Origin of the sequence: Nocardioides cavernaquae (assembly GCF_003600895.1) — a bacterium.
GTDB classification, from domain to species: Bacteria; Actinomycetota; Actinomycetes; order Propionibacteriales; family Nocardioidaceae; genus Nocardioides; species Nocardioides cavernaquae.
Genome location: NZ_QYRP01000002.1, coordinates 2,795,855 through 2,822,492 on the forward strand (window position 1 = coordinate 2,795,855; position 26,638 = coordinate 2,822,492).

General features: G+C 68.9%; 25 protein-coding genes. 18 read left to right on the top strand and 7 right to left on the bottom strand.

Annotated features, from left to right (window positions below; genetic code table 11):
* Positions 1-47: 47 nt before the first annotated feature.
* The 13 genes from uvrA (at position 48) to D4739_RS13490 (ending at position 13,005) form a co-directional block, all read left to right on the top strand.
* Positions 48-2,912 carry an excinuclease ABC subunit UvrA gene (uvrA, locus tag D4739_RS13430; RefSeq protein WP_120061093.1) on the top strand — a complete coding sequence of 955 codons (2,865 nt, stop codon included), beginning with the start codon at positions 48-50 and terminating at the stop codon, positions 2,910-2,912.
* Between the two features lie 30 nt (positions 2,913-2,942).
* Positions 2,943-3,386 carry a Rieske (2Fe-2S) protein gene (locus D4739_RS13435; RefSeq protein WP_120061094.1) on the top strand — a complete coding sequence of 148 codons (444 nt, stop codon included), beginning with the start codon at positions 2,943-2,945 and terminating at the stop codon, positions 3,384-3,386.
* A 74-nt stretch (positions 3,387-3,460) separates the two neighbouring features.
* A complete protein-coding gene (locus D4739_RS13440; RefSeq protein ID WP_120061095.1) occupies positions 3,461-3,820 on the top strand; it encodes a cupin domain-containing protein in 360 nt (119 codons plus the stop codon).
* Between the two features lie 51 nt (positions 3,821-3,871).
* A complete protein-coding gene (uvrC, locus tag D4739_RS13445) occupies positions 3,872-5,842 on the top strand; it encodes an excinuclease ABC subunit UvrC (RefSeq protein WP_120061096.1) in 1,971 nt (656 codons plus the stop codon).
* The gene (locus D4739_RS13450; RefSeq protein WP_120061097.1) at positions 5,843-6,253 is read left to right on the top strand and encodes a hypothetical protein; all 411 of its coding nucleotides are present in this window, start codon (positions 5,843-5,845) and stop codon (positions 6,251-6,253) included. It begins immediately after the preceding gene.
* 9 nt (positions 6,254-6,262) lie between these two features.
* A complete protein-coding gene (gene rapZ, locus D4739_RS13455) occupies positions 6,263-7,150 on the top strand; it encodes an RNase adapter RapZ (protein WP_238473650.1) in 888 nt (295 codons plus the stop codon).
* Positions 7,147-8,148, top strand: coding sequence for a gluconeogenesis factor YvcK family protein (locus D4739_RS13460; RefSeq protein ID WP_120061099.1), 1,002 nt, complete (start codon positions 7,147-7,149; stop codon positions 8,146-8,148). The genes rapZ and D4739_RS13460 overlap by 4 nt, the downstream gene beginning before the upstream one ends.
* Positions 8,139-9,125 carry a DNA-binding protein WhiA gene (gene whiA / locus D4739_RS13465; RefSeq protein ID WP_120061100.1) on the top strand — a complete coding sequence of 329 codons (987 nt, stop codon included), beginning with the start codon at positions 8,139-8,141 and terminating at the stop codon, positions 9,123-9,125. The genes D4739_RS13460 and whiA overlap by 10 nt, the downstream gene beginning before the upstream one ends.
* Before the next feature lie 181 nt (positions 9,126-9,306).
* Positions 9,307-10,317 carry a type I glyceraldehyde-3-phosphate dehydrogenase gene (gene gap, locus D4739_RS13470; RefSeq protein WP_120061101.1) on the top strand — a complete coding sequence of 337 codons (1,011 nt, stop codon included), beginning with the start codon at positions 9,307-9,309 and terminating at the stop codon, positions 10,315-10,317.
* Positions 10,318-10,320: 3 nt separating this feature from the next.
* Positions 10,321-11,544, top strand: coding sequence for a phosphoglycerate kinase (locus D4739_RS13475; protein ID WP_120061102.1), 1,224 nt, complete (start codon positions 10,321-10,323; stop codon positions 11,542-11,544).
* Positions 11,545-11,546: 2 nt separating this feature from the next.
* Positions 11,547-12,341, top strand: coding sequence for a triose-phosphate isomerase (gene tpiA / locus D4739_RS13480; protein ID WP_120061103.1), 795 nt, complete (start codon positions 11,547-11,549; stop codon positions 12,339-12,341).
* 45 nt (positions 12,342-12,386) lie between these two features.
* Complete coding sequence (gene secG, locus D4739_RS13485; RefSeq protein WP_120061104.1) at positions 12,387-12,623, top strand: preprotein translocase subunit SecG; 237 nt, start codon at positions 12,387-12,389, stop codon at positions 12,621-12,623.
* Between the two features lie 22 nt (positions 12,624-12,645).
* Complete coding sequence (locus D4739_RS13490) at positions 12,646-13,005, top strand: RNA polymerase-binding protein RbpA (RefSeq protein WP_120061105.1); 360 nt, start codon at positions 12,646-12,648, stop codon at positions 13,003-13,005.
* A 55-nt stretch (positions 13,006-13,060) separates the two neighbouring features.
* On the opposite strand, the gene pgl is transcribed toward D4739_RS13490, so the two are convergent.
* Genes pgl through tkt form a run of 4 tightly spaced genes read right to left on the bottom strand, consistent with a single transcriptional unit; the run spans position 13,061 to position 18,630 of the window.
* On the bottom strand, positions 13,061-13,783 hold the full coding sequence (pgl, locus tag D4739_RS13495; RefSeq protein WP_120061106.1) for a 6-phosphogluconolactonase: 723 nt from the start codon (positions 13,781-13,783) through the stop codon (positions 13,061-13,063).
* Positions 13,783-15,453: a glucose-6-phosphate isomerase gene (gene pgi, locus D4739_RS13500; RefSeq protein ID WP_120061107.1), complete on the bottom strand. Its 1,671-nt coding sequence runs from the start codon at positions 15,451-15,453 to the stop codon at positions 13,783-13,785. The genes pgl and pgi overlap by 1 nt, the downstream gene beginning before the upstream one ends.
* Positions 15,450-16,550, bottom strand: coding sequence for a transaldolase (gene tal, locus D4739_RS13505; RefSeq protein ID WP_120061108.1), 1,101 nt, complete (start codon positions 16,548-16,550; stop codon positions 15,450-15,452). The genes pgi and tal overlap by 4 nt, the downstream gene beginning before the upstream one ends.
* Positions 16,551-16,578: 28 nt before the next feature.
* Positions 16,579-18,630, bottom strand: a complete 2,052-nt coding sequence (tkt, locus tag D4739_RS13510) for a transketolase (RefSeq protein ID WP_238473737.1) — start codon at positions 18,628-18,630, stop codon at positions 16,579-16,581.
* Positions 18,631-18,850: 220 nt separating this feature from the next.
* Here tkt and D4739_RS13515 point away from each other — a divergent pair, with 220 nt between their 5' ends.
* Complete coding sequence (locus D4739_RS13515) at positions 18,851-19,783, top strand: heme o synthase (RefSeq protein WP_238473651.1); 933 nt, start codon at positions 18,851-18,853, stop codon at positions 19,781-19,783.
* A 65-nt stretch (positions 19,784-19,848) separates the two neighbouring features.
* Here the strand turns inward: D4739_RS13515 and D4739_RS13520 are convergent, their stop codons facing one another.
* From D4739_RS13520 to D4739_RS13530, 3 genes are read right to left on the bottom strand one after another with little or no spacing between them, the layout of a single operon-like run.
* On the bottom strand, positions 19,849-20,760 hold the full coding sequence (locus D4739_RS13520; RefSeq protein ID WP_120061111.1) for a COX15/CtaA family protein: 912 nt from the start codon (positions 20,758-20,760) through the stop codon (positions 19,849-19,851).
* Between the two features lie 5 nt (positions 20,761-20,765).
* Positions 20,766-21,545, bottom strand: a complete 780-nt coding sequence (locus tag D4739_RS13525) for an ABC transporter permease (RefSeq protein WP_120061112.1) — start codon at positions 21,543-21,545, stop codon at positions 20,766-20,768.
* Entirely contained in the window at positions 21,542-22,492 is a 951-nt protein-coding gene (locus D4739_RS13530; RefSeq protein WP_238473652.1) for an ABC transporter ATP-binding protein, read from the bottom strand. The genes D4739_RS13525 and D4739_RS13530 overlap by 4 nt, the downstream gene beginning before the upstream one ends.
* Before the next feature lie 63 nt (positions 22,493-22,555).
* Between D4739_RS13530 and D4739_RS13535 the strand changes: the two genes are divergently transcribed.
* The 4 genes from D4739_RS13535 (at position 22,556) to sufB (ending at position 26,594) form a co-directional block, all read left to right on the top strand.
* Complete coding sequence (locus D4739_RS13535) at positions 22,556-23,536, top strand: ATP-binding cassette domain-containing protein (RefSeq protein ID WP_120061113.1); 981 nt, start codon at positions 22,556-22,558, stop codon at positions 23,534-23,536.
* On the top strand, positions 23,533-24,387 hold the full coding sequence (locus D4739_RS13540; protein ID WP_120061114.1) for an ABC transporter permease: 855 nt from the start codon (positions 23,533-23,535) through the stop codon (positions 24,385-24,387). Before D4739_RS13535 ends, D4739_RS13540 begins: the two co-directional genes overlap by 4 nt.
* An 87-nt stretch (positions 24,388-24,474) precedes the next feature.
* Entirely contained in the window at positions 24,475-25,167 is a 693-nt protein-coding gene (locus D4739_RS13545; protein ID WP_120061115.1) for a helix-turn-helix transcriptional regulator, read from the top strand.
* Positions 25,164-26,594: a Fe-S cluster assembly protein SufB gene (gene sufB, locus D4739_RS13550; protein WP_120061116.1), complete on the top strand. Its 1,431-nt coding sequence runs from the start codon at positions 25,164-25,166 to the stop codon at positions 26,592-26,594. The genes D4739_RS13545 and sufB overlap by 4 nt, the downstream gene beginning before the upstream one ends.
* The last annotated feature ends 44 nt before the right edge of the window (positions 26,595-26,638 follow it).

Here is a 26,638-nt window from a genome sequence, read left to right on the forward strand (position 1 = left end):
CACGTGTTCGAACGGGCCGCAGGGGTCCGGGACCAGAAGGCAGGGCAGTGGCGGACCAGCTGATCATCCGTGGTGCACGGGAGCACAACCTCAAGGACGTCTCCCTCGACCTGCCTCGCGATGCCCTCATCGTCTTCACCGGCCTGTCCGGATCGGGCAAGTCGAGCCTGGCCTTCGACACGATCTTTGCCGAGGGCCAGCGACGCTATGTCGAGTCGCTGAGCGCCTACGCGCGACAGTTCCTCGGCCAGATGGACAAGCCCGACGTCGACTTCATCGAGGGGCTGTCGCCCGCAGTCTCGATCGACCAGAAGTCGACGTCCAAGAACCCGCGCTCCACTGTCGGCACGATCACCGAGGTCTACGACTACCTCCGCCTGCTCTACGCCCGCGCCGGTCGTCCGCACTGCCCGACCTGCGGTGCGCCGATCGAGCGCCAGACGCCGCAGCAGATCGTCGACCGCATGATGGCGCTCGACGAGGGCACGAAGTTCCAGGTGCTCGCGCCGGTGATCCGCGGTCGCAAGGGCGAGTACGTCGAGCTGTTCCGGTCGCTGCAGTCGCAGGGCTACTCCCGGGTCCGGGTGGACGGCGAGACCTACACGCTCGACACGCTGCTCAAGGAGGGCCCGGCCCTCGAGAAGCAGAAGAAGCACACCATCGAGGTCGTCATCGACCGTCTCGCGGTCAAGGCATCCGCCAAGCGCCGCCTCACCGACTCCGTGGAGACCGCGCTCGAGCTTGCCGGCGGGCTGGTCCTCTTCGACATGGTCGACGCCGGCCCCGGCGAGCAGAGCGAGCTCAAGTTCTCGGAGCGCATGGCCTGTCCCAACGAGCACCCGATCGAGACCGACGACCTCGAGCCACGGTCCTTCTCCTTCAACTCTCCGTTCGGAGCCTGCCCTGAGTGCCATGGCCTCGGCACCCGCATGGAGGTCGACCCCGAGCTGATCGTCTCCGACCCCTCGGCGACCCTCGCCGAGGGTGTGATCCAGGTCTGGACCGGCGCCCACGTGTCGGAGTACTTCCAGCGCCTGCTCGCCGCGCTCGGTGCCGAGGTCGGCTTCGACCTGGACACGCCGTGGGAGAAGCTCTCGGCGAAGCACCAGAAGGTGATCCTCGACGGTCACCCGGGCAAGGTGCATGTCGTCGCGACCAACCGTTACGGTCGCGAGCGCAGCTACTACGCGGCGTACGAAGGTGTGCGTCCCTATGTCGAGCGGCGCCACCGCGAGTCCGAGTCCGACACCGCGCGCGAGCGCTTCGAGGGCTTCATGCGCGAGGTGCCGTGTCCTGCGTGTGCGGGTTCGCGGCTGAAGCCGGTGTCGATGTCGGTGACGCTCGGCGCCCGTGACGAGGGTGGCAAGAACATCGCGGAGGTCTGCGCGCTGCCGATCAACGAGGCCGCCGCGTACCTCAACTCCCTCGAGCTGAGCCAGCGCGAGCTGCAGATCGCCGAGCGCGTGCTGAAGGAGATCCAGGAGCGGCTGCGCTTCCTGCTCGACGTGGGTCTGGACTACCTCTCGCTCGACCGCCCGAGCGGCTCGCTCTCCGGCGGCGAGGCGCAGCGCATCCGGCTCGCGACGCAGATCGGCGCCGGCCTCGTCGGCGTGCTCTACGTCCTCGACGAGCCGTCGATCGGTCTGCACCAGCGTGACAACGAGCGGCTCATCGAGACCCTTCTCCGCCTGCGCGACCTCGGCAACACGCTGATCGTCGTCGAGCACGACGAGGACACGATCCGCACCGCTGACTGGGTCGTCGACATCGGCCCGGGCGCGGGAGAGCACGGCGGTCACGTCGTCCACTCCGGCACGGTCAAGGGGTTGCTTGCCAACAAGAACTCACCGACGGGCGCCTACCTCTCCGGCCGGAAGTCGATCCCGGTCCCCGAGGTCCGGCGCCCTCCGACGAAGGGTCGCGAGCTCGTCGTCCACGGTGCCCGGGAGCACAACCTCCAGGACGTGACCGTGGGCTTCCCGCTCGGGTGCTTCGTCGCAGTCACGGGCGTCTCCGGTTCGGGCAAGTCGACGCTGGTCAACGACATCCTCTACACGTCGCTCGCCAAGCAGCTCTACAACGCCCGCACCGTCCCGGGCCGGCACCGCAAGATCACCGGCGTCGACCTGGTCGACAAGGTGATCCACGTCGACCAGTCGCCCATCGGCCGCACACCGCGCAGCAACCCTGCGACGTACACCGGGGTCTTCGACCACGTCCGCAAGCTCTTCGCGTCGACGCCCGAGGCGAAGATGCGCGGCTACCAGCAGGGCCGGTTCTCCTTCAACGTGAAGGGTGGCCGCTGCGAGGCGTGCTCGGGCGACGGCACGATCAAGATCGAGATGAACTTCCTGCCGGACGTCTACGTCCCGTGCGAGGTCTGCCACGGCAAGCGCTACAACCGCGAGACCCTCGAGGTGCACTACAAGGGCAAGAACATCGGCGAGGTGCTCGACATGCCGATCGAGGAGGCCGCGGAGTTCTTCGCCGCGGTGCCGCCGATCGCACGCCACATGAAGACGCTGTGCGAGGTCGGCCTCGGCTACGTGCGGCTCGGTCAGCCCGCGACGACGCTCTCCGGCGGCGAGGCGCAGCGCGTCAAGCTGTCGAGCGAGCTGCAGAAGCGATCGACGGGCAGCACGGTCTACGTGCTCGACGAGCCCACGACGGGTCTTCACTTCGAGGACATCCGCAAGCTGCTCGGCGTGCTGCAGTCCCTGGTCGAGAAGGGCAACACGGTGCTCGTCATCGAGCACAACCTCGACGTCATCAAGACCGCCGACTGGCTCGTCGACATGGGTCCCGAGGGCGGATCGCGCGGCGGCATGGTGGTCGCGACCGGCACGCCCGAGGAGATCGCGGCCAACGGTGACAGCCACACCGGGCGTTTCCTGAAGCCTCTTCTCAGCTGAGACCTAGGTTGCAGCGCTAGTCTCGGCCGCATGAGCGAAGAGCCGCGCCCCACTCGACGGATCGTGTTCACGGGTCTCGGTGCCCTCGGCGTAGCCGCTGCCCTCGCGGGCTGTGGTGGCGGGACGTCGTCCGGCCCGGACGCCGGCAGCACGCAGAAGACCACCAGCGCCGGCAGTGCCGGTGACGTTCTCGCCAAGACCAGCGAGGTCCCGGTCGGTGGCGGGATCATCCTGACCGACAAGAGCATCGTGATCACCCAGCCGAAGGCAGGTGAGTTCGAGGCGTTCAGCTCCGTGTGCAAGCACCAGGGCTTCCCGGTCGGGAAGGTCGAGGACGGCACCATCACCTGCCTCCAGCACGGGACGACGTACGACGCGGCGACGGGCGAGCGCACCGCCGGACCTGCTCCCACGGGGTCCGCGCTCGACAAGGTGGAGATCAAGGTCGACGGCGACCAGATCCTCGCAGCCTGACAATCCCCAGAGATCACCCCAGACTGAGCTCTGTCGGCCTACCCGTGTGACCGTGCGGGCCTAGCGTCGAAGCCATGAACATCGCCACACAGAACATCGCCACGCCCCACGAGACGCGGCCCTTCCACGGACACGGCCACATGGATGTGGTCACTCTCGGCGACTTCACGCTCGGCAAGGGCACCTTCGAGCCCGGCTGGCGCTGGTCGAACGACGTGAAGCCGATCGCCGGCACCGACTCGTGCCAGACGAGGCACACCGGCTTCTGCCTGATGGGGCACATGACGGTCCGCATGGATGACGGCAGCGAGGCCACCATGGGCCCGGGCGACGTGGTGGTGATCGAGCCGGGTCACGACGCGTGGGTCGACGGGGACGAGGCCTGCGTGTTCATCGACACCGGCGTTGCGGCGTACGCCCTGCCGACGGTCTGACCCTGCCACGCACGCAGCGGGCTGTCGGCGGGCGCCGGTAGGTTTGACCACGTGCCCGACCCGCTGACCTATCGCCCGAAGCCGGGGGAGATCCCGACCCAGCCGGGCGTCTACCGGTTCCGCGACGCGCACGGCCGGGTCATCTACGTCGGCAAGGCCAAGAACCTGCGTGCCCGTCTGGCCAACTACTTCCAGCCGATCCACTCGCTGCACCCGCGCACCGCGACGATGGTGACGACGGCTGCGAAGGTCGAGTGGACGACGGTCAACACCGAGGTCGAGGCGCTCCAGCTGGAGTACTCCTGGATCAAGGAGTTCGACCCGCGCTTCAACGTGAAGTACCGCGACGACAAGTCCTACCCCTGGCTCGCGATCACGCTCGACGAGGAGTTCCCGCGGGTCATGGTCGGCCGCGGCGCGAAGAAGAAGGGCACGCGCTACTTCGGCCCCTACAGCCACGCCTGGGCGATCCGCGAGACCGTCGACCTGATGCTCCGGGTCTTCCCGGTGCGCAGCTGCTCCAAGGGGGTGTTCAAGCGCGCCGAGCAGTCCGGTCGTCCGTGCCTGCTGGGCTACATCGACAAGTGCTCCGCGCCGTGCGTCGGGCGCGTCAGCGCCGACGAGCACCGGGCGATCGTGCAGGACTTCTGCGACTTCCTGTCGGGCAACACCACGACGTTCGTGAAGCGCCTCGAGAAGGAGATGTACGCCGCCAGCGAGGGGCTGGAGTTCGAGCGAGCGGCCCGGTTGCGCGACGACATCGGTGCGCTCCAGAAGGCGCTCGAGAAGCAGCAGGTAGTCCTCGGCGACGGCACTGACGCGGACATCGTGGCGCTGGCCGAAGATCCGCTCGAGGTCGCGGTGCAGGTCTTCCACGTGCGTGGCGGTCGCATCCGTGGCCAGCGTGGCTGGGTGGCCGACCGCGTCGAGGAGGGCGAGACCCCCGAGCTGGTTGAGCACTTCCTGCTCCAGCTCTACGGAGGCGAGGAGGGCGACGCGATTCCGCGCGAGATCCTCGTGCCGGCGCTCCCGCCGGAGGCCGCCACCCTGGAGCAGCTTCTCGAGGAGCGCCGCGGTGGCAAGGTCCACCTGAGGGTGCCTCAGCGCGGCGACAAGAAGTCGCTGCAGGAGACCGTCGCGCGCAACGCCGAGCAGTCGCTCGCACTGCACAAGACCAAGCGGGCCAGTGACCTGACCACCCGCAACATCGCGCTCGCCGAGATCCAGGAGGCCCTCGACCTGGCCGAGGTCCCGCTGCGCATCGAGTGCTACGACGTCTCCAACCTGCAGGGCACCGAGGTCGTGGCGAGCATGGTCGTGTTCGAGGACGGGTTGGCGCGCAAGTCCGACTACCGCCGCTTCGTGATCAAGGGTGTCGAGGGCCAGAACGACGTCGCGAGCATGCACGAGGTCATCACTCGACGTTTCCGCCGGCTGCTCGATGAGCGTGGAGATGCCGTTGTGTCGACCGGAGCGACCGCCACCGATGGCGGTCCGCTGCTGGTCGATCCCGAGACCGGCAGGCCACGCAAGTTCGCCTACACACCTGGCCTCGTGGTCGTCGACGGTGGCCCGCCGCAGGTCGCGGCAGCCGTCCAGGCACTCACCGAGCTCGGCATCACCGACATCGCGGTGTGCGGCCTCGCGAAGCGTCTCGAGGAGGTGTGGCTCCCTGACGACCAGGACCCCGTCATCTTCGCGCGCAGCAGCGAGGGGCTCTACCTCCTCCAGCGCATCCGCGACGAGGCCCACCGGTTCGCGATCACCCACCACCGCAACCGCCGCTCGGCGTCCATGGTCGAGAGCGTCCTCGACGACGTTCCGGGCCTCGGCGACGTCCGCCGCAAGGTGCTGCTCAAGCACTTCGGCTCCCTGAAGAAGCTCCGGGCAGCCACCGTCGAGGAGATCGCGCAGGTGCCCGGCATCGGTCCGCGCACCGCCGAAGCGATCGCGGCCGCAGTGGCGAAGGGCTCAGGCAAGATGACCGTCAACACCGCTACCGGTGAGATCAGCGAGGACTGAATGGACCCCCTGGCACCCGAACTCCCGCCCCAGCACGAGCTCGAGGAGCTCCTCGAGCGCGCGTCCGCCCAGCCTGATGACGAGGTCGTCGCGGCGGCCTTCGCGGCTGCACTGCTCGACGCACACCTCGGTCTGCCCGGCCACGAGGACGAGGAGGGGAGGTTCGCCCCGGAGATCCGCACGTTCGGGGAGCAGGCGTTCGCGATCGCGTTCACCCACCCGGTCCGGGTCGAGCGGTTCCTCGAGGTGGCCGAGCGCTCGCCGGGCAAGCTCGTGGTCCACGCGGCACCCGGGCGGGCGCTCCTCGGAGAGCTGGTCCGCAACAACACTCCGCTGATGCTCAACCCTGCCAACGGCTACGTCCGTGAGTTCACGGTCCAGCAGATGTCGACCTTCCTCAACCAGGTCTAGGGTTCTCCCATGCATCCACCGATGGACGGCTTCCCGACCACCCGCGGCGAGCTGGTGGTGGTCACCGGCATGACCGGCGCCGGCCGCAGCACGGCCGCGAAGGAGCTCGAGGACCTCGGGTTCTACGTCGTCGACAACCTGCCACCCACGCTGCTGCGTGACGTCGTGCGGCTGGTCGACGAGACGCGTGGTTTCGAGCAGCCGATCGCCGTCGTGGTCGACGTACGTTCGGGTTCGTTCTTCGAGACCCTGCAGGCCAACCTGGCGCAGGGCGCCACCGGGCGCCGCACGACCCTGCTCTTCCTCGAGGCCTCCGACGACGTCCTCGTACGCCGCCAGGAGGCGGCCCGGCGTCCGCACCCGCTTCAGGCGGGCGGACGCCTCCTCGACGGACTCCAGCGTGAGCGGGTGGTCCTCGCCGACCTGCGCAGCGAAGCCGATGTCGTCATCGACTCGACCAACCTCAACGTCCACCAGCTGACCGACAAGGTCGCCGAGGCGTTCGGTTCGCCCGACTCGACCAGCCTCAAGATCACGTGTGTGAGCTTCGGCTTCAAGTACGGCATCCCGGTGGATGCCGACCTCGTCGTCGACATGCGCTTCCTGCCCAACCCGCACTGGGTGCCCGAGCTCCGCGCGATGACCGGCCGGGACCCGGAGGTGGCCGACTACGTCAAGGAGCGGCCGGCGGCCAAGACCTTCCTCGAGCAGTACGTCCCCGTCGTGCAGACGGTCGCCGAGGGTTACCTGCGTGAGGGCAAGCGGTTCATGACGATCGCCATCGGCTGCACCGGCGGCAAGCACCGCAGCGTGGCGATGACCGAGGAGATCAGCGCCAGGCTCCGCGACCTTGGTTACGACGCGCGTGCGACGCACCGCGACCTGGGCCGCGAATGACCGACGGCACCGCCCCGCTTCCGCTCCAGCAGGCAGTTGTCGCCCTCGGTGGGGGGCACGGTCTGCACGCCTCCCTGGCCGCACTGCGTCGGGTGGTCGACGAGGTCACCGCGATTGTCACCGTCGCAGACAACGGAGGCTCGTCCGGACGCCTCCGCAAGGAGTTCGGCGTCCTTCCTCCGGGCGACCTGCGCATGGCGCTCGCTGCGCTCTGTGGCGACGACGAGTGGGGCCAGACCTGGGCGGACGTCCTCCAGCACCGCTTCCAGGGCACCGGGGAAATGCAGGGCCACGTCGTCGGCAACCTGCTGATCGTGGCGCTGTGGGAGCTGCTCGCTGCCAAGGGGCAGAGCCAGGTCGAGGGACTCGACTGGGTGGGCCGGCTGCTCGACGCCCGCGGTCGGGTCCTCCCGATGGCGCTCACGCCCATGGACATCACCGCCGAGGTGCTCGGCCACGACCCGGCGTACCCCGATCTCGTGCAGGTGGTCCGCGGCCAGGTCGAGGTCGCCACGACTCCCGGCCGGATCCTCGGCATCCAGCTCGACCCGGCGGAGCCGGAGGCCTGCCCCGAGGCCCTCGACGCGATCCGCTACGCCGACTGGGTGGTCCTGGGCCCCGGTTCCTGGTACTCCTCGGTCATCCCGCACCTGCGCGTGCCCGAGCTGCGCCGCACGCTGGTGAAGAGCGAGGCGAAGGTGATCGTGGTGCTCAACCTGGGGGAGCAGAAGGGGGAGACCTCCGGCTACGCGCCCGAGGACCACCTGGGCGCGTTGCTCGGTCACGCCCCCGACCTGAAGGTCCACACGGTCCTGGCCGACCCGGGCAGCGTGCCTGATCCGGACCTGCTCGAGAGCGTGGTGGCGAGTGCCGGTGGCCAACTCGTCCTCGCGGACGTCGCTACCGCGCCCGGCAGCGCCCAGCACGACCCGGTCAGGCTGGCGGATGCCTATGCCCGGATCATGAGTGGTGTGACAGGATCGGACGCATGGCGATGACGGCACAGGTGAAGTCCGAACTGGCAAACACAGTGGTGACGAAGACCTGCTGCCGCAAGGCCGAGGTGTCGACGATGCTCCGTTTCGCCGGCGGCCTGCACATCGTCAGCGGCCGCATCGTGGTGGAGGCGGAGCTCGACACAGGTGGTGCAGCCCGCCGTCTGCGGCGCGACATCGCCGAGATGTACGGCCACAACGCCGAGGTTGCCGTCGTCCAGGGTTCCGGCATCCGCCGGGGGAGTCGCTACGTCCTTCGCGTCGTCAAGGACGGCGAGGCCCTCGCGCGCCAGACCGGCCTGATCGACCAGCGAGGCCGCCCCGTCCGTGGCCTGCCGCCGCAGGTGGTCTCCGGAGGCGCCTGTGACGCTGTCGCAGCGTGGCGGGGTGCCTTCCTGGCCCACGGTTCGCTCACCGAGCCGGGTCGTTCGTCGTCCCTCGAGGTGACCTGCCCCGGTCCCGAGGCCGCGCTCGCGCTGGTCGGCGTCGCGCGTCGGCTCGGCATCCAGGCCAAGGCCCGCGAGGTCCGCGGCGTGGACCGTGTCGTCATCCGTGACGGCGACGCCATCGGCGCGCTCCTGACCCGCCTCGGCGCCCACGAGTCCCTGATGGCCTGGGAGGAGCGGCGCATGCGGCGCGAGGTGCGTGCGACGGCCAACCGCCTCGCCAACTTCGACGACGCCAACCTGCGCCGGTCCGCCCGCGCTGCTGTCGCAGCCGGGGCCCGTGTCGAGCGCGCGCTCGAGATCCTGGCTGAGGAGGTGCCCGACCACCTCAAGCTGGCTGGCGACCTGCGGCTCAAGCACAAGCAGGCCTCTCTCGAGGAGCTCGGTCAGCTGCACGACCCGGTGCTCACGAAGGACGCCATCGCCGGTCGCATCCGCCGTCTGCTGGCGATGGCCGACAAGCGTGCCGAGGAGCTCGGGATTCCCGACACCGAGGCCTCGCTCACCCCGGAGATGCTCGCCGAGGACGCCTGACCTCCACCCGGGCGACCGGGTGTTGCAACGTCCCGACGGATGTTGGAATACCTTTGTTTGGTTTGTTACTCGCCCGTATCGCGGACGAGGGGATGTGGCCGAGGTCACGTGGCCGGTACGGTCGACACAGGCGCTCATGACCTGAGCGCAACTGATGGCGACTACTGATCCAGGAGATCACGTGACTGTTCGAGTGGGTATCAACGGGTTCGGCCGGATCGGCCGCAACTTCTTCCGGGCCGTGCGAGCGTCCGGCGCTGACATCGAGATCGTGGGGGTCAACGACCTCACCGACAACGCGGTGCTGGCGCACCTGCTGAAGTACGACTCGATCCTGGGCCGGCTCGACGCGGACGTCACCGCGACGGCCGACTCGATCTTCGTGGGAGACCAGGAGATCCGGGCGTTCGCGGAGCGCGACCCCAGCGCCCTCAAGTGGGGGGACCTCGACGTGGACGTCGTGATCGAGTCCACGGGCTTCTTCACCGACGCCACCAAGGCACGCGCACACATCACGGGTGGTGGCGCCAAGAAGGTGATCATCTCCGCGCCGGCCAGCAACGAGGACATCACCGTGGTCATGGGTGTCAACCACACCGACTACGACGCGGAGAAGCACTCGGTCATCTCCAACGCCTCGTGCACCACCAACTGCCTGGCGCCGCTGGCGAAGGCACTCAACGACGCCCTCGGCATCGAGCGTGGCCTGATGACGACGGTCCACGCCTACACCGCCGACCAGAACCTCCAGGACAACATCCACAGCGACCTGCGCCGTGCTCGCGCTGCTGCGATCAACCTGGTCCCGACGTCGACGGGTGCCGCCAAGGCCATCGGCCTGGTCCTCCCCGAGCTCAAGGGCAAGCTCGACGGCTACGCCGTCCGTGTGCCCACCCCGACCGGCTCGCTGACCGACCTCACGTTCGAGGCAGGTCGCGAGACCACGGTCGAGGAGGTCAACGCGATCGTGAAGGCGGCCGCGGACTCCGGCCCGCTCGCGCCGTACCTGAACTACTCCGAGGCGCCCATCGTCTCGAGCGACATCGTGACCGACCCGGCGTCGTGCACGTTCGACGCGCCGCTGACCAAGGTCATCGGCAAGCAGGTCAAGGTCGTCGGCTGGTACGACAACGAGTGGGGCTACTCCAACCGTCTTGCCGACCTGGTGACCTTCATCGGCGCTACTCTCTGACCCGTGACTGCGACTGACACCCTGGGAGACGTGCGCGGAAAGCGCGTTCTCGTCCGCTCTGACCTGAATGTTCCGCTCGATGGCACCACCATCACCGACGACGGCCGCATCCGCGCCAGCGTCCCGACCATCAAGGCACTGGCCGACGCCGGCGCCCGGGTGGTCGTGACCGCGCACCTGGGTCGTCCGAAGGGTGCGCCGGAGGACCGCTACTCGCTGGCTCCGGTTGCTGCCCGTCTGGGTGAGCTGCTCGGGGCGCCGGTGGCATTCGCGACGGACACGGTCGGTGAGTCCGCTCAGGGTGTCGTCGCTGGTCTGGCCGACGGTCAGGTCGCGCTGCTGGAGAACGTCCGTTTCAACGCCGGTGAGACGTCGAAGGACGACGCCGAGCGTGGTGCGTTCGCCGACCAGCTTGCTGCCCTGGCGGATGCGTTCGTCTCCGACGGGTTCGGGGTGGTGCACCGCAAGCAGGCGAGCGTGTACGACGTGGCGCAGCGTCTGCCGCACGCGATGGGCAACCTGGTCGCGACCGAGATCGACGTGCTGCGTCGGCTCACCGAGACCCCCGAGCGGCCCTACGTGGTCGTGCTGGGTGGGTCGAAGGTGTCGGACAAGCTCGGCGTGATCGACAACCTGCTGGGCAAGGCCGACAAGCTCCTCATCGGCGGCGGGATGGTCTTCACCTTCCTCAAGGCCCAGGGCCACGAGGTCGGCAAGAGCCTGCTGGAGGAGGACCAGATCCCGGTCTGCCTGGAGTACCTCAAGCGCGCGGCCGACACGGGCGTCGAGATCATTCTCCCGACCGACATCGTGGTTGCTGACTCATTCGGCGACGAAGCCTCTGCCCGCGTCGTCGCGGCGGACGCGATCCCGGCTGAGTCGCTCGGTCTCGACATCGGTCCGGAGTCGGGCAAGGCCTTCGCTGCCGCGCTTGCCGACGCGAAGACGGTCTTCTGGAACGGCCCGATGGGGGTGTTCGAGCAGGCTGCGTTCGCCGAGGGCACCCGTGCCGTCGCCGAGGCGCTCACCAAGACCGGCGATCTCGGCGGCCTGTCCGTCGTGGGTGGTGGCGACTCCGCCGCTGCGGTCCGGACGCTCGGGTTCGACGAGGCCGCGTTCGGCCACATCTCGACCGGTGGAGGTGCCTCCCTTGAGTACCTCGAGGGCAAGGAGCTCCCCGGCATCACCGTGCTGGAAGCGCGTACCGACTCTGGCCTGGAAGGCTGACCATGGCGAAGAACCGCGTCCCGCTGATGGCGGGCAACTGGAAGATGAACCTCAACCACCAGGAGGCTGTTGTCCTGGTGCAGAAGCTCGCCTGGACGCTGTCGGACAAGAAGCACGACTTCGCCAAGGTCGAGGTCGTCGTGGTCCCGCCGTTCACGGACATCCGCTCCGTGCAGACCGTCATCGACGGTGACCGCCTGGCCATCAAGTACGCCGCGCAGGACGTCTCCGTCCACGCCTCGGGTGCCTACACCGGCGAGATCTCCGCGGGCATGCTCTCCAAGCTCGGCTGTTCCTATGTGGTGGTCGGGCACTCGGAGCGCCGTGAGTTCCACGCCGAGACCGACGAAGTCGTCAACGCCAAGGCGAAGGCTGCGCTGGCTGCCGGGATGACGCCGATCGTGTGTGTGGGGGAGGGTCTGGACGTCCGCAAGGCGGGCGAGCAGGTGCCGTTCACGCTGGCGCAGGTCGACGGTTCGCTGGCCGGCCTGAGCGCCGAGCAGGTCGCCGGCCTGGTCGTGGCCTACGAGCCGGTGTGGGCGATCGGCACCGGCGAGGTGGCCACGCCTGACGACGCCCAGGAGGTCTGTGCGGCCATCCGCGTGCGGATCGCCGAGGTGCACGGCGAGGCCGCGGGCGACGCCGTACGCGTCCTCTACGGAGGTTCTGTGAAGGCCTCCAACATTGGCGGGATCATGGCCAAGAAGGACGTCGACGGTGCCCTTGTCGGAGGCGCGAGCCTGCAGGCCGACGAGTTCGGTGGCATCTGCCGTTTCTACGACATGCCGGTCCTCTGAGGCACCGCGCAAACCTCGCCCTGACGTGAAGTAGAGTTCCGCAACGTGACCCTGTTCCTCACCATTCTGCTCGTTGCCACGAGCCTGCTGCTGATCGTTCTCGTGCTCCTGCACAAGGGGCGCGGCGGCGGTCTCTCCGACATGTTCGGCGGCGGCGTCTCGAGCTCCCTCGGGGGCTCGTCGGTCGCCGAGCGCAACCTGGACCGGCTCACTGTCGGGCTCGGTCTCGTCTGGCTTGCCAGCATCATCGCTCTCGGCCTGCTGTACGCGTACGGCAACTGACTCACTGAAGAAGGACTGAAACGTGGCTGGTGCAGGAAACGCGATCCGGGGTAGCCGGGTCGGTGCGGGGCCGATGGGTGAGGCTGAGCGGGGCGAGGCTGCTCCGCGTCAGAGCGTCACCTACTTCTGCTCGCATGAACACCGCTCGGTGGTGACGTTCGCGCTGGAGGCTGTCGCGCCCGACTCGTGGGACTGCCCGCGCTGTGGCCTCCCGGCCGGTCTGGACGCGGAGAACGCCCCGCCGGCCACCAAGATCGAGCCCTACAAGACCCACCTCGCCTACGTGAAGGAGCGGCGCTCCGAGGACGAGGCGAAGGACATCCTCGACGAGGCCCTTGCCACGCTGCGCTCGCGGCGCAAGTCGGGCGACATCATCTTCTGAGCCTGATGCACGAAGCCCCCGCCGGACATTCCGGCGGGGGCTTCGTCATGCTCGCTCAGAGGAAGCAGGCAGCGTCCGTGTCGAGCCACCACAGGGTCGCGTTGCGCCCGTGCGGCGCAGCGACAGGTACGTCGATCACGTCGACGCCGTGGGTCAGCGCCTTCTCCACTGCCTCAGCCTTGGCGAGGCCGCTGGCCATCACCCAGACCTCGGTGGCGCGGGAGAGCCGTGCGGCGGTCATCGACAGGCGCAGCGACGGCGGCTTGGGGGAGTCGGTGACACCGAGGGCGTCTCCCGGCTCGAGCACGTCGGAGCGGCCGGGGAAGAGCGAGGCAGTGTGGCCGTCGGGCCCCATGCCGAGCATGACCAGGTCGAAGTCGTCGGTGGGGAACTCCTGCGCGTAGGTCGCGACGGCGTCGTGCAGCGGCAACCCGGAGTCAGACGCCGGTGGCTCGTGCACGAGGGCTTCGTTCGCGCCGACCGGCGTCAGGAGGTCGCGCCGGGCGGCCAGTGAGTTGCGCTCGGTGCTGAACGACTCGACGTACCTCTCGTCGCCGAGCCAGAACTCGACCCTCGTCCAGTCGACGTCACCCGGTGCAGCCGCAGTGGCGCGGTGCACCGCATCGGCGATGCCGCCACCTGCGAGCACCACCTTGGGCACCCGGCCGGCCGCCTGGATCTCCGCGAGCCTGTCGACCAGCGCCGCTGCGATCGCGGTGGCGAGGTCGCTCGCAGAGCCCTGGACTTGGACCTCCGGAGCTGGCTGTCCGCCCGTCATCACTGCTTGCGCTGCTGGCGGTAGTAGCTGATCAGCGCACGGGACGACGCGTCCTGGTCGGCGCTCGCCTCGGCGTCACCACTGATCGCGGGAATGATCTGCTGGGCCAGCTGCTTGCCGAGCTCGACGCCCCACTGGTCGAAGCTGTCGATGCCCCACACGACCCCCTGGGTGAAGGTGATGTGCTCGTAGAGCGCGATCAGCTGCCCGAGCACGGACGGCGTGAGCGACGGCGCCATGATCGAGGTCGTCGGACGGTTGCCGGGGAACACGCGCGCGGCGACCATCTTCTCCGGGGTTCCCTCGGCGCGGACCTCGTCCGGCGTCTTGCCGAACGCGAGCGCCTGGGTCTGCGCGAAGAAGTTCGCGAGGAACAGCTCGTGGACGTCCGTGTCGCCGTCCTTGAGCGGGTAGGCCGGGTTGGCGAACGCGATGAAGTCGGCCGGCACGAGGTGGGTGCCCTGGTGGATCAGCTGGTAGAAGGCGTGCTGCCCGTTGGTGCCGGGCTCGCCGAAGTAGACCTCGCCGGTGTGGGACGTGACGGGGGAGCCGTCCCAGCGCACGGACTTGCCGTTGGACTCCATCGTGAGCTGCTGGAGGTACGCCGGGAAGCGGTGCAGCAGCTGCGAGTAGGGCAGGACCGCGTGGGTGCCCGCATCGAGGAAGTTGACGTACCAGATGTTGAGCAGGCCCATCAGGGCCGGGACGTTGCGCTCGATCGGTGTGGTCCGGAAGTGCTCGTCCATCAGGTGCATGCCGCCGAGGAACTCCGCGAACCGGTCGTGCCCGATCGCGATCGCGAGCGACGTGCCGATCGTCGAGTCGACCGAGTAGCGGCCGCCGACCCAGTCCCAGAAGCCGAACGCATTGGCGGGGTCGATGCCGAACTCGGCCACCTTGTCGACAGCCGTCGAGACCGCGACGAAGTGCCGTGCGACGGCCTCCTCGTCGGTGCCGTGGAACATGCGCCGTGCCCGGAGGTTGTCGAGCAGCCAGGCGCGGCACAGCCGTGCGTTGGTCAGGGTCTCGAGCGTGCCGAAGGTCTTGCTCGAGACGATGAAGAGCGTCGTCGTCGGATCGAGGTCCGCCAGCTTGAGCGCAGCGTCGGTCGGGTCGATGTTGCTGATGAACCGGCACTCGAGGTCGCCGTGGCGGTAGGGCGCCAGCGCCTCGTAGGCCATGTGGGGTCCGAGGTCGGACCCACCGATGCCGATGTTCACGACCGTGCGGATCCGGCGGCCGGTGACCCCCTTCCACTCGCCCGAGCGGACCTGGGAGGCGAAGGAGTACATGTGCTCGAGGGCCGCATGGACGTCCTCCACGACGTTGCGCCCGTCGACCATGCTCGTCGCGTCAGCGGGAAGCCTCAGCGCAGTGTGGAGCACTGCGCGGTTCTCGGTGACATTGATCCGCTCGCCGCGGAACATCGCGTCGCGGCGCTCGCTCAGGCCCACCTCGTCGGCGAGCGACACGAGGGCGTCGAGGATGCCCGGGGTGATCAGGCCCTTGGACAGGTCGACCAGCAGCTCACCGGCGGTGAACGTCATGCGGTCGACACGATCGGCGTCGTCGCCGAACCAGCCACGCAGGTCGGGCTGGAATCCCTCTGCGTAGCCGGCGAGCTTGCCCCACGCCCCCGTCGTCGTGGCGTCGACAGGAGGCTGGCTCATGGTGCGACTGCCTCGAGCTGAGCGGCGACGGTCTCCACGAGCTCGTTCCACGAGGTCACGAACTTGTCGACGCCCTCGGTCTCGAGCACCTCGAGCACGTCGTCGAAGTCGATGCCGACCTCGGCGAGCGCCGCGAAGATCTCGGCCGCCTCGTCGCCGCGACCGGTGACGGTGTCGCCGGTGACGACGCCGTGGTCCGCGAAGGCGTCGAGGGTCTTCTCGGGCATCGTGTTGACGCAGCCGTCGACGACCAGCTCCGAGACGTAGAGCGTGTCCGGGTACGCCGGGTCCTTGACGCCGGTGGAGGCCCACAGCGGTCGCTGGACGTTGGCCGCGGAGAGCTTCGCGAAGCGCTCGCCCCCGAACACCTCCTGGTACGCCGCGTAGGCAGCCCAGGCGTTGGCCAGCGCGGCCTTGCCCTTGAGGGCGAGGGCCTCGTCGGTGCCGATGGCATCGAGGCGCTTGTCGACCTCCGAGTCCACCCGGGACACGAAGAAGGAGGCGACGGAGTGGATCGTCGCGAGGTCGATGCCCTTGGCAGCAGCCTGCTCGAGACCGGTGAGGTAGGCATCCATGACGGCGCGGTAGCGCCCGATGCCGAAGATCAGGGTGACGTTGACGCTGATGCCGTCGGCGATGGCGGCCGTGATCGCGGGAAGGCCCGGCTCGGTCGCGGGGATCTTGATCAGCGCGTTGGGGCGGTCCACCTCGCTCCACAGCAGGCGGGCCTGGTCGATCGTGCCCGCGGTCTCCATGGCAAGGCCCGGCTCGACCTCGATGGAGACGCGGCCGTCGAACGGGTCGTTGGCGTAGGTCTCCGCAAGGATGTCGCACGCGTTGCGGACGTCCTCGGTGGTCAGCTCGAAGATCGCCTCGGTCGGCGTGATGCCCTCAACGGCCTCGGCGCGCAGCTGGTCGGCGTACCGCTCGCCATCGGAGATTGCCGCGGCGAAGATGCTCGGGTTGGTGGTGACACCGACGACCGACTTCTCCTTGATCAGGTCGGCGAGGTTGCCGGTCTCGATGCGTTCGCGGGACAGGTCGTCGAGCCAGATGGACACGCCGGCTGCGGCGAGGGACTGGAGTCGTTCGGACATGGGTGATCCTTCTCCTCGGGTAAGGGCGTCAGCTGTTGTCGGCACCGGCGTGAAGGCCAGCACTCTTGATGCTGTCCAGCGCCGCGGTGACGACGGCATCGGTCGTGATGCCGTATTCGGTGAACATGCGCGTGGCGTCGGCGGAGGCGCCGAAGTCCTCGATCGAGACGATGCGGCCGTGGTCGCCGACCAGCTCGCGCCAGCCGAGGGCGATGCCGGCCTCGACCGAGACGCGGGCCTTCACGATCGGCGGGATGACGCTGTCGCGGTAGGCCTGGTCCTGCGCGTTGAACCACTCGACGCAGGGGAGCGAGACGACGCGGGCGTTGATGCCCTGCTCGGCGAGCGCGGTGCGCGCGGCGACGGCCAGCTGGACCTCGGAGCCGGTGCCCAGGAGCACGACGTCGGGCTCGCCGCCGTCGGCGTCGATGAGCACGTAGCCGCCCTTGGCCACCTCGGAGGCGGGGGCGAAGCCCTCAGAGCTGCGGGGGAAGGTCGGGAGGTTCTGGCGCGACAGGCAGAGCGCGGCGGGCCGGTCGGTGTGCTGCAGGACCGTGTGCCAGGCGACCGCGGTCTCGTTGGCGTCCGCCGGGCGGATCACGTCGAGGTGCGGGATCGCCCGGAGCGCGGCGACGTGCTCGATCGGCTGGTGGGTCGGGCCGTCCTCGCCGAGGCCGACGGAGTCGTGGGTCCACACGTAGATCGTGGGCAGCTTCATCAGCGCCGCGAGACGCACCGACGGGCGCATGTAGTCGGCGAACTGCAGGAACGTGCCGCCGAAGACGCGGGTGCCGCCGTGCAGCGTGATGCCGTTCATGATCGCGCCCATGGCGTGCTCGCGGATGCCGAAGTGGAGCACGCGACCGAGCAGCGGGTCGGCCTTCCACTCGTGCGTGGCATGCGACGGGGGGAGGAAGGACGGCGCACCGTCAATGGTCGTGTTGTTGGAGCCGGCGAGGTCGGCCGAGCCACCCCAGAGCTCGGGCATCAGCGGAGCGATCGCGTTGATCACCTTGCCGGAGGCCGACCGGGTGGCCACGCCCTTGGCATCGGCCGGGAAGACCGGCAGCGCCTCGGCGAGGCCCTCGGGCAGACCACGGACCTTCATGCGGGCCAGGATCGCGTCGGCCTCGGGGTTGGCCGTGGCCCATTCCGCGAAGTCGGTGTCCCAGGCGGCTGCCCACTCCTTGCCCCGGGCCACGAGGCTGCGGGTGTGCTCGAGCACCTCGGCCGGCACCTCGAAGTGCTGCTCCGGGTCGAAGCCCAGGACTTCCTTGGTCAGCGCCACCTCGGCGGCGCCGAGCGCGGAACCGTGCGACGCCTCGGTGTTCTGGGCGTTGGGTGCGGGCCAGGCGATGATCGTGTTGAGCACGATGAGCGACGGCTGGTCGGTCACGGCGCGACCCGCCTGGATCGCGTCGTACAGGCCCTGGACGTCCTCGACGTAGTCGGTGCCGCCGTTGGTCCAGTCGACCTTCTGGACGTGCCAGCCGTAGGCCTCGTAACGCTTCGCGACGTCCTCGGAGAACGAGACGTCGGTGTCGCCCTCGATCGAGATGCGGTTGGCGTCGTAGATGACCGTGAGGTTGCCGAGCTCCTGGTGGCCGGCAATGCTCGACGCCTCGGCCGACACGCCTTCCTGGAGGTCGCCGTCGGAGGCGATGACGAAGACGTCGTGGTCGAAGAGCGACTCGCCGGCCGCGCTGGTCGGGTCGAGCAGGCCGCGCTCACGGCGAGCGGCCATGGCCATGCCGACAGCGTTGGCGATGCCCTGCCCGAGCGGACCGGTGGTGGTCTCGACGCCCGCGGTGTGACCGTGCTCCGGGTGGCCGGGCGTCTTGGAGCCCCACGTGCGGAACGCCTTCAGGTCATCGAGCTCGAGGCCGAAGCCGGCCAGGTAGAGCTGGATGTAGAGAGTGAGGCTCGAGTGACCGCACGAGAGGACGAAGCGGTCACGGCCCATCCAGTCGGGGTTCGCCGGGTCGCTGCGCATGACCTTCTGGAAGAGGAGGTACGCCGCGGGTGCAAGGCTCATCGCGGTGCCCGGGTGGCCGTTGCCCACCTTCTGCACGGCGTCCATGGCGAGGACACGGGAAGTGTCCACCGCCAGCTTGTCGACGTCGGTCCAGTCCAGCTTGGTGGGAGCGGGGCTCACGGGGTTCCTCCGAGGTGACGACCGGCACAGCGGTCAGGTGATGGCGGTACGCCGAGCCTAGTCCAGCGTGCCGTTAGACTCGACCCGCATCTCCTACTGACCAGTTCTTGTCCCCGAGGTATCCGTGACGCATGTCGGCCAGCCCGTGACCCCCGCACAGGCACCTGTCGCCGACGCTGAAGGACCCTCGACGTGGAAGGACGTCGTCGGTGCCTACGTCGGCCTGACGAAGCCCCGCGTGATCGAGCTCCTGCTCCTCACGACGGTGCCGGTGATGTTCTTTGCGGCGCGCGGAGTCCCGGACCTGATGCTCGTCGTCTGGACGGTCATCGGCGGCACGCTCTCCGCTGGCTCCGCCTCGGCGTACAACTGCGTCTACGACCGCGACATCGACGAGCAGATGCGTCGCACGCGTCGTCGTGCGCTGCCGCGCCACATTGTCACGGCGCATTCCGCGCTGGTCTTCGCGACCGTGCTCGCGGTGGTTTCGACGGCTGTGCTCTGGTGGGGAGTCAACGGCCTCTCCGCTGGTCTCTCGCTCGGCGCGAACGCGTTCTACGTGTTCGTCTACACGATGCTGCTCAAGCGCCGGACCACGCAGAACATCGTCTGGGGCGGCATCGCGGGTTGCTTCCCGGCGCTGATCGGCTGGACCGCTGTCACCGGCGAGCTCGCCTGGGCCCCGATCGTGCTCTTCCTCGTGGTCTTCTTCTGGACGCCCCCGCACACGTGGGCGCTGGCGCTGCGCTACCGCGAGGACTACGCCAACGTCGACGTGCCGATGCTGCCGGTCGTGAAGCCCGCGCGCGAGGTCGGACGCCAGATCGTCCTCTACTCCTGGGTCATGGTCGCCACGTCGCTGGCGCTCTGGCCGATCGGCAACCTCGGCTGGTTCTACCCGTCGGCTGCCGCGATCCTGGGTGCCGTGTTCCTGGTCGAGGCGCACCGCATGTGGGGCCGCACGCGCGGGACCGAGTCGCTCTCGGAGATCAAGCCCATGCGGCTGTTCCATCACAGCAACCTCTACCTCTCGCTGCTGTTCGTCGCCGTCGCGATCGACCCGCTGATCACTCGCTGAGTCAGGCCGCTGACCGACGGGTGGTGACACGGCCGTGCCGTCAACGACCCGGCGCGGACCCTGTGTCAGGCGCGGGCGCGTGTGGTGAGTACGACGCGGGCGAGGCCGGCTGCCACCAACGCCGCGCCGAGCATGTGGATCGCGACCAGGATCTCGGGCAGGTCGGTGAAGTACTGCACGTAGCCGATCAGGCCCTGGGCGAGCTCGACGATCAGCAGGACCGAGGCAAAGAAGGCGAGGGTGCGCTCGTTGCGGCGGGCAGCGACGACGAGCAGCGCGATCGTCAAGCCGACCAGGAGCCAGACGGAGACTCCGTGCACGTGCGATACGACCTGCGGGTCGAGGCCGGTGCGCTTGGACTCCTGGTCGCCGGAGTGGGGGCCGGAGCCGGTCACCACGGTGCCGAGCCAGAGTGCCAGTGCCCCGGCAGCGACGGTTGCCCACGCCAGACGCACCGACAGACGACCAGCGGCCGGACGAACCGGGCCGCCGAGCGCGTCGATCAGCCAGACGCAGAGCCCGACCATGACCATCGAGACCAGCAGGTGCCCTGCGACGATCCACGGGTTGAGGTCGGTCAGGACGGTGATCCCGCCGAGGATCGCCTGGGCGGGGATCCCGAGGGCGATGGCGGTCGAGAGCCAGTACGCCGTCCGTGCCCGCCGGTCGCGACGGCCGCGAGCGTCACGGGTGCTGCGGAGCAGGTGGACCAGGGCGAGGGCCCAGCAGGTCACCGCGACGGCGACCAGCACGAAGGTGAGCATGCGGTTGCCGAACTCGATCGCGCCGTGGATGCCGAGCGCGGAGTGCGGGACGTAGGACTCCTCGGTGCACCGTGGCCAGGTCGGACAGCCGAGACCGGAGCCGGTCAGCCGGACAGCGCCACCGGTCACCACGATCCCGATGTTGACCACGAGGTTGGCGATCGCGGACCACCACAGGGCGCGCTGCGCGAGGGCAGAGGTGCCGGCGTACATCTGTCTCACTCCCACTTGAAGTAGCGCCCGGCCAGGACCGAGCCGATCACGGCCCAGACCGCCAGGGTCACCATGGCGACCGCATCGCAGCGGCCGTCGGTCAGGCCACCGCGCAGTGCGTCGCCGAGTGCTCCGGACGGCAGGAACCGGAGCACCTCGCCGGCAGCGCCGTAGGTGTCGCGGGGGAGCACCACGCCGCCACCCATCAGGAGCAGCAGGTAGACGAGGTTGGCTGCGGCCAGCGTTGCCTCGGCGCGGAGCGTGCCGGCCATCAGCAGACCGAGCGAGCCGAAGGCGAGCGTGCCCAGGAAGGTCCCGACCAGCGCAACGGGCAGACCGACGACGCCTCCGTCCGGCGTCCATCCCAGCGCGACGGCCACGCCGCAGATCACGATCGCCTGGAACACCTGCACCACGAAGATGGCGATGACCTTGCCCAGCAGCAGCCCGTGGCGGGGGAGCGGCGAGGCTCCGAGCCGCTTGATCAGGCCGTAGCGCCGTTCGAACCCAGTGGCGATCGCGAGCGAGGTGAACGACGTCGAGAGGACGGCCAGCGCGAGGACGCCCGGGGTGAGGACGTCGACCACCGGGGCGTCGAAGTCGAGGCCGAGTTGGTTGGCACCGATCACTCCACCGACGAGAGCGAGGACCGGGATGACGACGGCGAGCAGGAGCTGCTCGCCGTTGCGGAGCAGCAGCTTGGTCTCCATGGCGGCCTGGGCGCGGACCTGCTGGTGCAGGGGCGCCGCTCCGGGGGCGGGCGCGAACGGCGAGACGGTGCTCATGCCTCGAGCTCCCTTCCGGTGAGCTGCAGGAAGACGTCCTCGAGGGTGCGCTGGCCGAGGGTCAGGGACTCAGGAAGTACGCCGTGGTGGGCACACCACGCCGAGACCTTGGCCAGGGTGCTCGCGTCGGCGGGGCCCGAGATCAGCAGTGACTGCTCGTTGATGGCGATCACCTCGGTGTCGGGACCGAGGTCGGCCTGCAGCCCTGCAGGTGCGTCCGGCGGGAACGGCTCGGTGACGACCAGGCGGATGGTGGCGTGGCCGCGCGACCGGGTGAGCTCGAACGGCGAGCCGGAGGCGATCACGCGACCCCGGTCGATGACGTGCACCTGGTCGGCGAGACGCTCGGCCTCCTCCAGGTAGTGCGTGGTGAGGACGACGGTCACGCCCGAGTCGCGGAGCTCCTGGAGCAGCTCCCACGTCGTACGCCGCGCAGCAGGGTCCATGCCGGCCGTCGGCTCGTCGACGAAGACCAGCTCAGGCCGGCCGATGAGCGCCATGGCGAGCCCCAGGCGCTGCTGCTGGCCGCCGGAGAGGCGGCGGTAGGGGGTGGAGCCACACTCCTCGAGGCCGAGCCGCTCGACGAGCAACTCCACCGGGAGCGGATGGGCGTGGAGCGCAGCCATGTGTCGCAGCATCTCGACCGCGCGCACCCCGGACCACGCGCCGCCGGCCTGCAGCATCACGCCGATGCGGGGGAGCAGCTCGCGTCGCTGGGCGATCGGGTCGAGGCCCAGCACCCGGACCGTGCCGGATTGCGGTTTGCGGAATCCCTCGCAGGTCTCGAGCGTCGTGGTCTTGCCGGCTCCGTTCGGGCCCAGCACAGCGGTGATCGTGCCGCGCTCCACGGAGAGGGAGAGGCCGTCCACGGCAGTCTTGTCGCCGTAGCGCATGACCAGTCCGTCAATGAGGACGGCAGGGCCGTCCGGGTGGGGAGCATCGGTCACGGCGGACAGTCTAGGAACCAAAGTCGGATGCCCTTGTCGGTGGCCCGCTCTAGGGTCTTTGGCATGACCACACGACCGGCCATCGAGGCCGACAACCTGGTGAAGCACTATGGCGACACGGTGGCGGTGGACGGAGTGAGCTTCTCCGTCCCGCAGGGCACCGTCCTGGGCCTGCTCGGGCCCAACGGGGCAGGCAAGACGACCACCGTTCGCATGATGACCACCCTGACCAGGCCGACCTCGGGCACCGCCCGGGTTGCCGGCTTCGACGTCCGAGAGCAGCCGCGCCAGGTGCGCGCACGACTCGGCCTGACCGGCCAGGCCGCGACCGTTGACGAGCTGTTGACCGGCCGGGAGAACCTCCGCCTGATCGGCTCGCTCTATGGCCTCCCGTCCGCGGACGTCAAGCGGCGCAGCGATGAGCTGCTCGAGCGCTTCTCCCTGACCGAGGCGGCGGGCCGGATCGCGAAGGGCTACTCCGGTGGCATGCGCAGGCGGCTCGACCTCGCCGTCAGCCTCATCGCCCACCCGCCCGTGCTCTTCCTGGACGAGCCGACCACGGGGCTCGACCCACGCAGCCGCGTGGAGCTGTGGGCGGTGCTGCGCGACCTGGTGTCGGAGGGCACCACACTGCTCCTCACGACTCAGTACCTGGAGGAGGCCGACCACCTCGCGGACGACATCGTCGTCATCGACCGGGGCACGGTGATCGCCCAGGGCACGCCGCTCCAGCTCAAGGACGCCGCCGGCAAGGCGTCCATCGTCGTGACCGTGTCGCGCGCCGACGACCTGGCCGAGGCTGAGCGGCTGATCCGCACCTCGGTGAGCGAGGTCCACCTCGACCCGGGCGCGCGACAGTTCACCGTCGCGGCAAACGGCCTGGCCGACATGACCCGCATCGCGGCGGTCTTCGCGGACAGCGCAATCGAGCTCGACGACCTCGGGCTCAAGCGCCCGAGCCTCGACGACGTCTTCCTGCACCTCACCGGCCACCGTGCCGAGGACGCCGCGCCCGCCGAGTCCGCCGAGGAGGCACTCGCATGACCAGTCTCGAGACCCAGTCGGGCGAGCCCATGCCCGTTGACACCGCGATCCACCAGACCAGCCTGCTGCGCCAGTCCCTGGTGATCGTGCGCCGCAACCTGACCCACATCCGGCGCATGCCGGAGATGCTGCTCGACGTGACGATCCAGCCGGTGATGTTCGTCCTGCTCTTCGCCTTCGTCTTCGGAGCGTCGATCCAGACGGACTCGCAGGCCGGCTACCGGGAGTGGTTGCTCGGCGGCATCATGGGCCAGACCATCACCTTCGCCTCGTTCATCGTCGCGCTCGGCCTCACCGCCGACCTCGACAAGGGCATCGTCGACCGCATGCGCTCGCTGCCGATCAACTCGTCCGCCGTCCTGGTCGGGCGGAGCATCTCCAGCCTGATCCACTCGAGCATCGGACTCGTCGTCATGTCGGTGACCGGCCTGCTGATCGGCTGGCGCATCCGGGGGAGCTTCGTCGACGCAGTGCTCGGCTACGCGCTGCTGCTGCTCTGGGGCTTCGCGATGATCTGGGTCGGCATCCTCGTCGGCTCGGCCATGCGTTCGGTCGAGGCCGTCAACGGCCTGATGTTCGCGACGATGTTCCCGATCACGTTCCTCGCCAACACCTTTGCGCCGACCGACCCGATGCCCGCGTGGCTGCAGGCCATCGCCGAGTGGAACCCGATCTCGTCGCTGGTCCAGGCAGTGCGCAACCTGTGGGGCAACGACCCCGACGGCGTGCCCGCGAGCGCGGCCTTCCCGCTGCACCACCCGGTGCTGTCGACCCTGATCTGGGTCGTCATCATCACGGCGGTCATGGCCCCGCTGGCGGTGCGTGCGTTCCGGAAGCGCACCGATTCCTGACAGATCCCGCGATCGACACCGACCGCCCCCCTCAAGTTAGGTGACCCTTCCTTGAAGGGGGCGGTCTATTAACGTCACAATGATGTTGTGCAATTCGACCGGACTCCCGCAGCGACCCCTGAAGGGGACGCTCCGACGCGTGCGCGCGTGGTCCGTTCGATCGCCGAGCACGGGCCCCGCACGGCTGCCGACCTGGCCGCCGAGCTCGACCTGACCCCCGCGGCGGTGCGCCGTCACCTCGACCACCTGGCCGAGGCCGGCACCCTCGAGTCGGCCGAGCAGCACGTCATGCCCGGCACCCGTGGCCGCGGTCGCCCGGCACGCGTCTTCAAGCTGACGCCCGCGGGCCGTGACCAGCTCGAGAACCAGTACGACGACCTCGCCACGCAGGCGTTGCGGTTCCTCCGCGACACCCAGGGCGAGGAGGCAGTCGTCGCGTTCGCGCGCAAGCGCGTGGAGTTCATCGAGCGCGACTTCGCCGAGGTCACCACCGCCCGCCCGGAGCTGAGCCCGGCCGAGGCCCTGGCCGAGGTGCTGACCAGCGGTGGCTACGCCGCCGGCGTACGTCAGCTGCCGATCGGTGAGCAGCTGTGCCAGCAGCACTGCCCCGTGTCCCACGTGGCCCACGAGTTCCCGCAGCTGTGCGAGGCCGAGACCGAGGCTTTCAGCCACGTCCTCGGTCGTCACGTGCAGCGACTCGCGACCATCGCGCACGGCGACGGCGTGTGCACGACTTGCATTCCCCAGATCCCTGTCAACAAGGACGGAGCGTCGACATGACCGCGACCACCCCGAGCATCGAAGAACTCAACCCGGAGCTCAAGGGCATCGGCAAGTACGAGTTCGGCTGGGCCGACAAGAACGACGTCGGCGCCAACGCCAAGCGTGGGCTCAACGACGAGGTCGTGCGCGACATCTCCTCGAAGAAGTCCGAGCCGCAGTGGATGCTCGACCTCCGCCTGAAGGGCCTGAAGCTCTTCGGCCGCAAGCCCATGCCCAACTGGGGTTCTGACCTGTCGGGCATCGACTTCGACAACATCAAGTACTTCGTCCGGTCGAGCGAGAAGCAGGCCGCGACCTGGGACGACCTCCCCGAGGACATCAAGAACACCTACGACAAGCTCGGCATCCCGGAGGCGGAGAAGCAGCGCCTGGTCTCCGGTGTCGCCGCCCAGTACGAGTCCGAGGTCGTCTACCACTCGATCCGTGAGGACCTCGAGGAGCAGGGCGTGCTCTTCCTCGACACCGACACCGCGCTTCGCGAGCAGCCGGAGCTCTTCCAGGAGTACTTCGGCACGGTCATCCCGGTCGGCGACAACAAGTTCGCCGCGCTGAACACCGCCGTGTGGTCCGGTGGCTCGTTCATCTACGTGCCCAAGGGCGTCCACGTGGACATCCCGCTGCAGGCCTACTTCCGGATCAACACCGAGAACATGGGCCAGTTCGAGCGCACGCTGATCATCGTCGACGAGGACGCCTACGTGCACTACGTCGAGGGCTGCACCGCGCCGATCTACTCGTCGGACTCGCTGCACTCCGCGGTCGTCGAGATCATCGTGAAGAAGGGTGGTCGTTGCCGCTACACGACCATCCAGAACTGGTCGAACAACGTCTACAACCTCGTCACCAAGCGCGCGGTCTGCGAAGCCGGCGCGACGATGGAGTGGGTCGACGGCAACATCGGCTCCAAGGTCACCATGAAGTACCCCGCCGTCTACCTGATGGGCGAGCACGCCAAGGGCGAGACCCTGTCGATCGCCTTCGCGGGCGAGGGCCAGCACCAGGACGCCGGCGCCAAGATGGTGCACGCGGCTCCCCACACCTCTTCGTCGATCCTGTCGAAGTCGGTTGCGCGCGGCGGTGGCCGCACGTCGTACCGCGGTCTGATCCAGATCAACGAGGGTGCCTACGGCTCCAAGAGCAACGTGCTGTGCGACGCGCTCCTGGTCGACCAGATCTCGCGCTCGGACACGTACCCCTACGTCGACATCCGCGAGGACGACGTGTCGATGGGCCACGAGGCGTCCGTCTCGAAGGTCTCCGACGACCAGCTCTTCTACCTCATGTCCCGTGGCATGGAGCAGGACGAGGCCATGGCGATGATCGTGCGCGGCTTCGTCGAGCCGATCGCGAAGGAGCTCCCGATGGAGTACGCCCTCGAGCTGAACCGGCTGATCGAGCTGCAGATGGAAGGCTCGGTCGGCTGACGCCGGCCCTCCCTCTCACTGGCCATCTCTCTGGCACCGCCTTC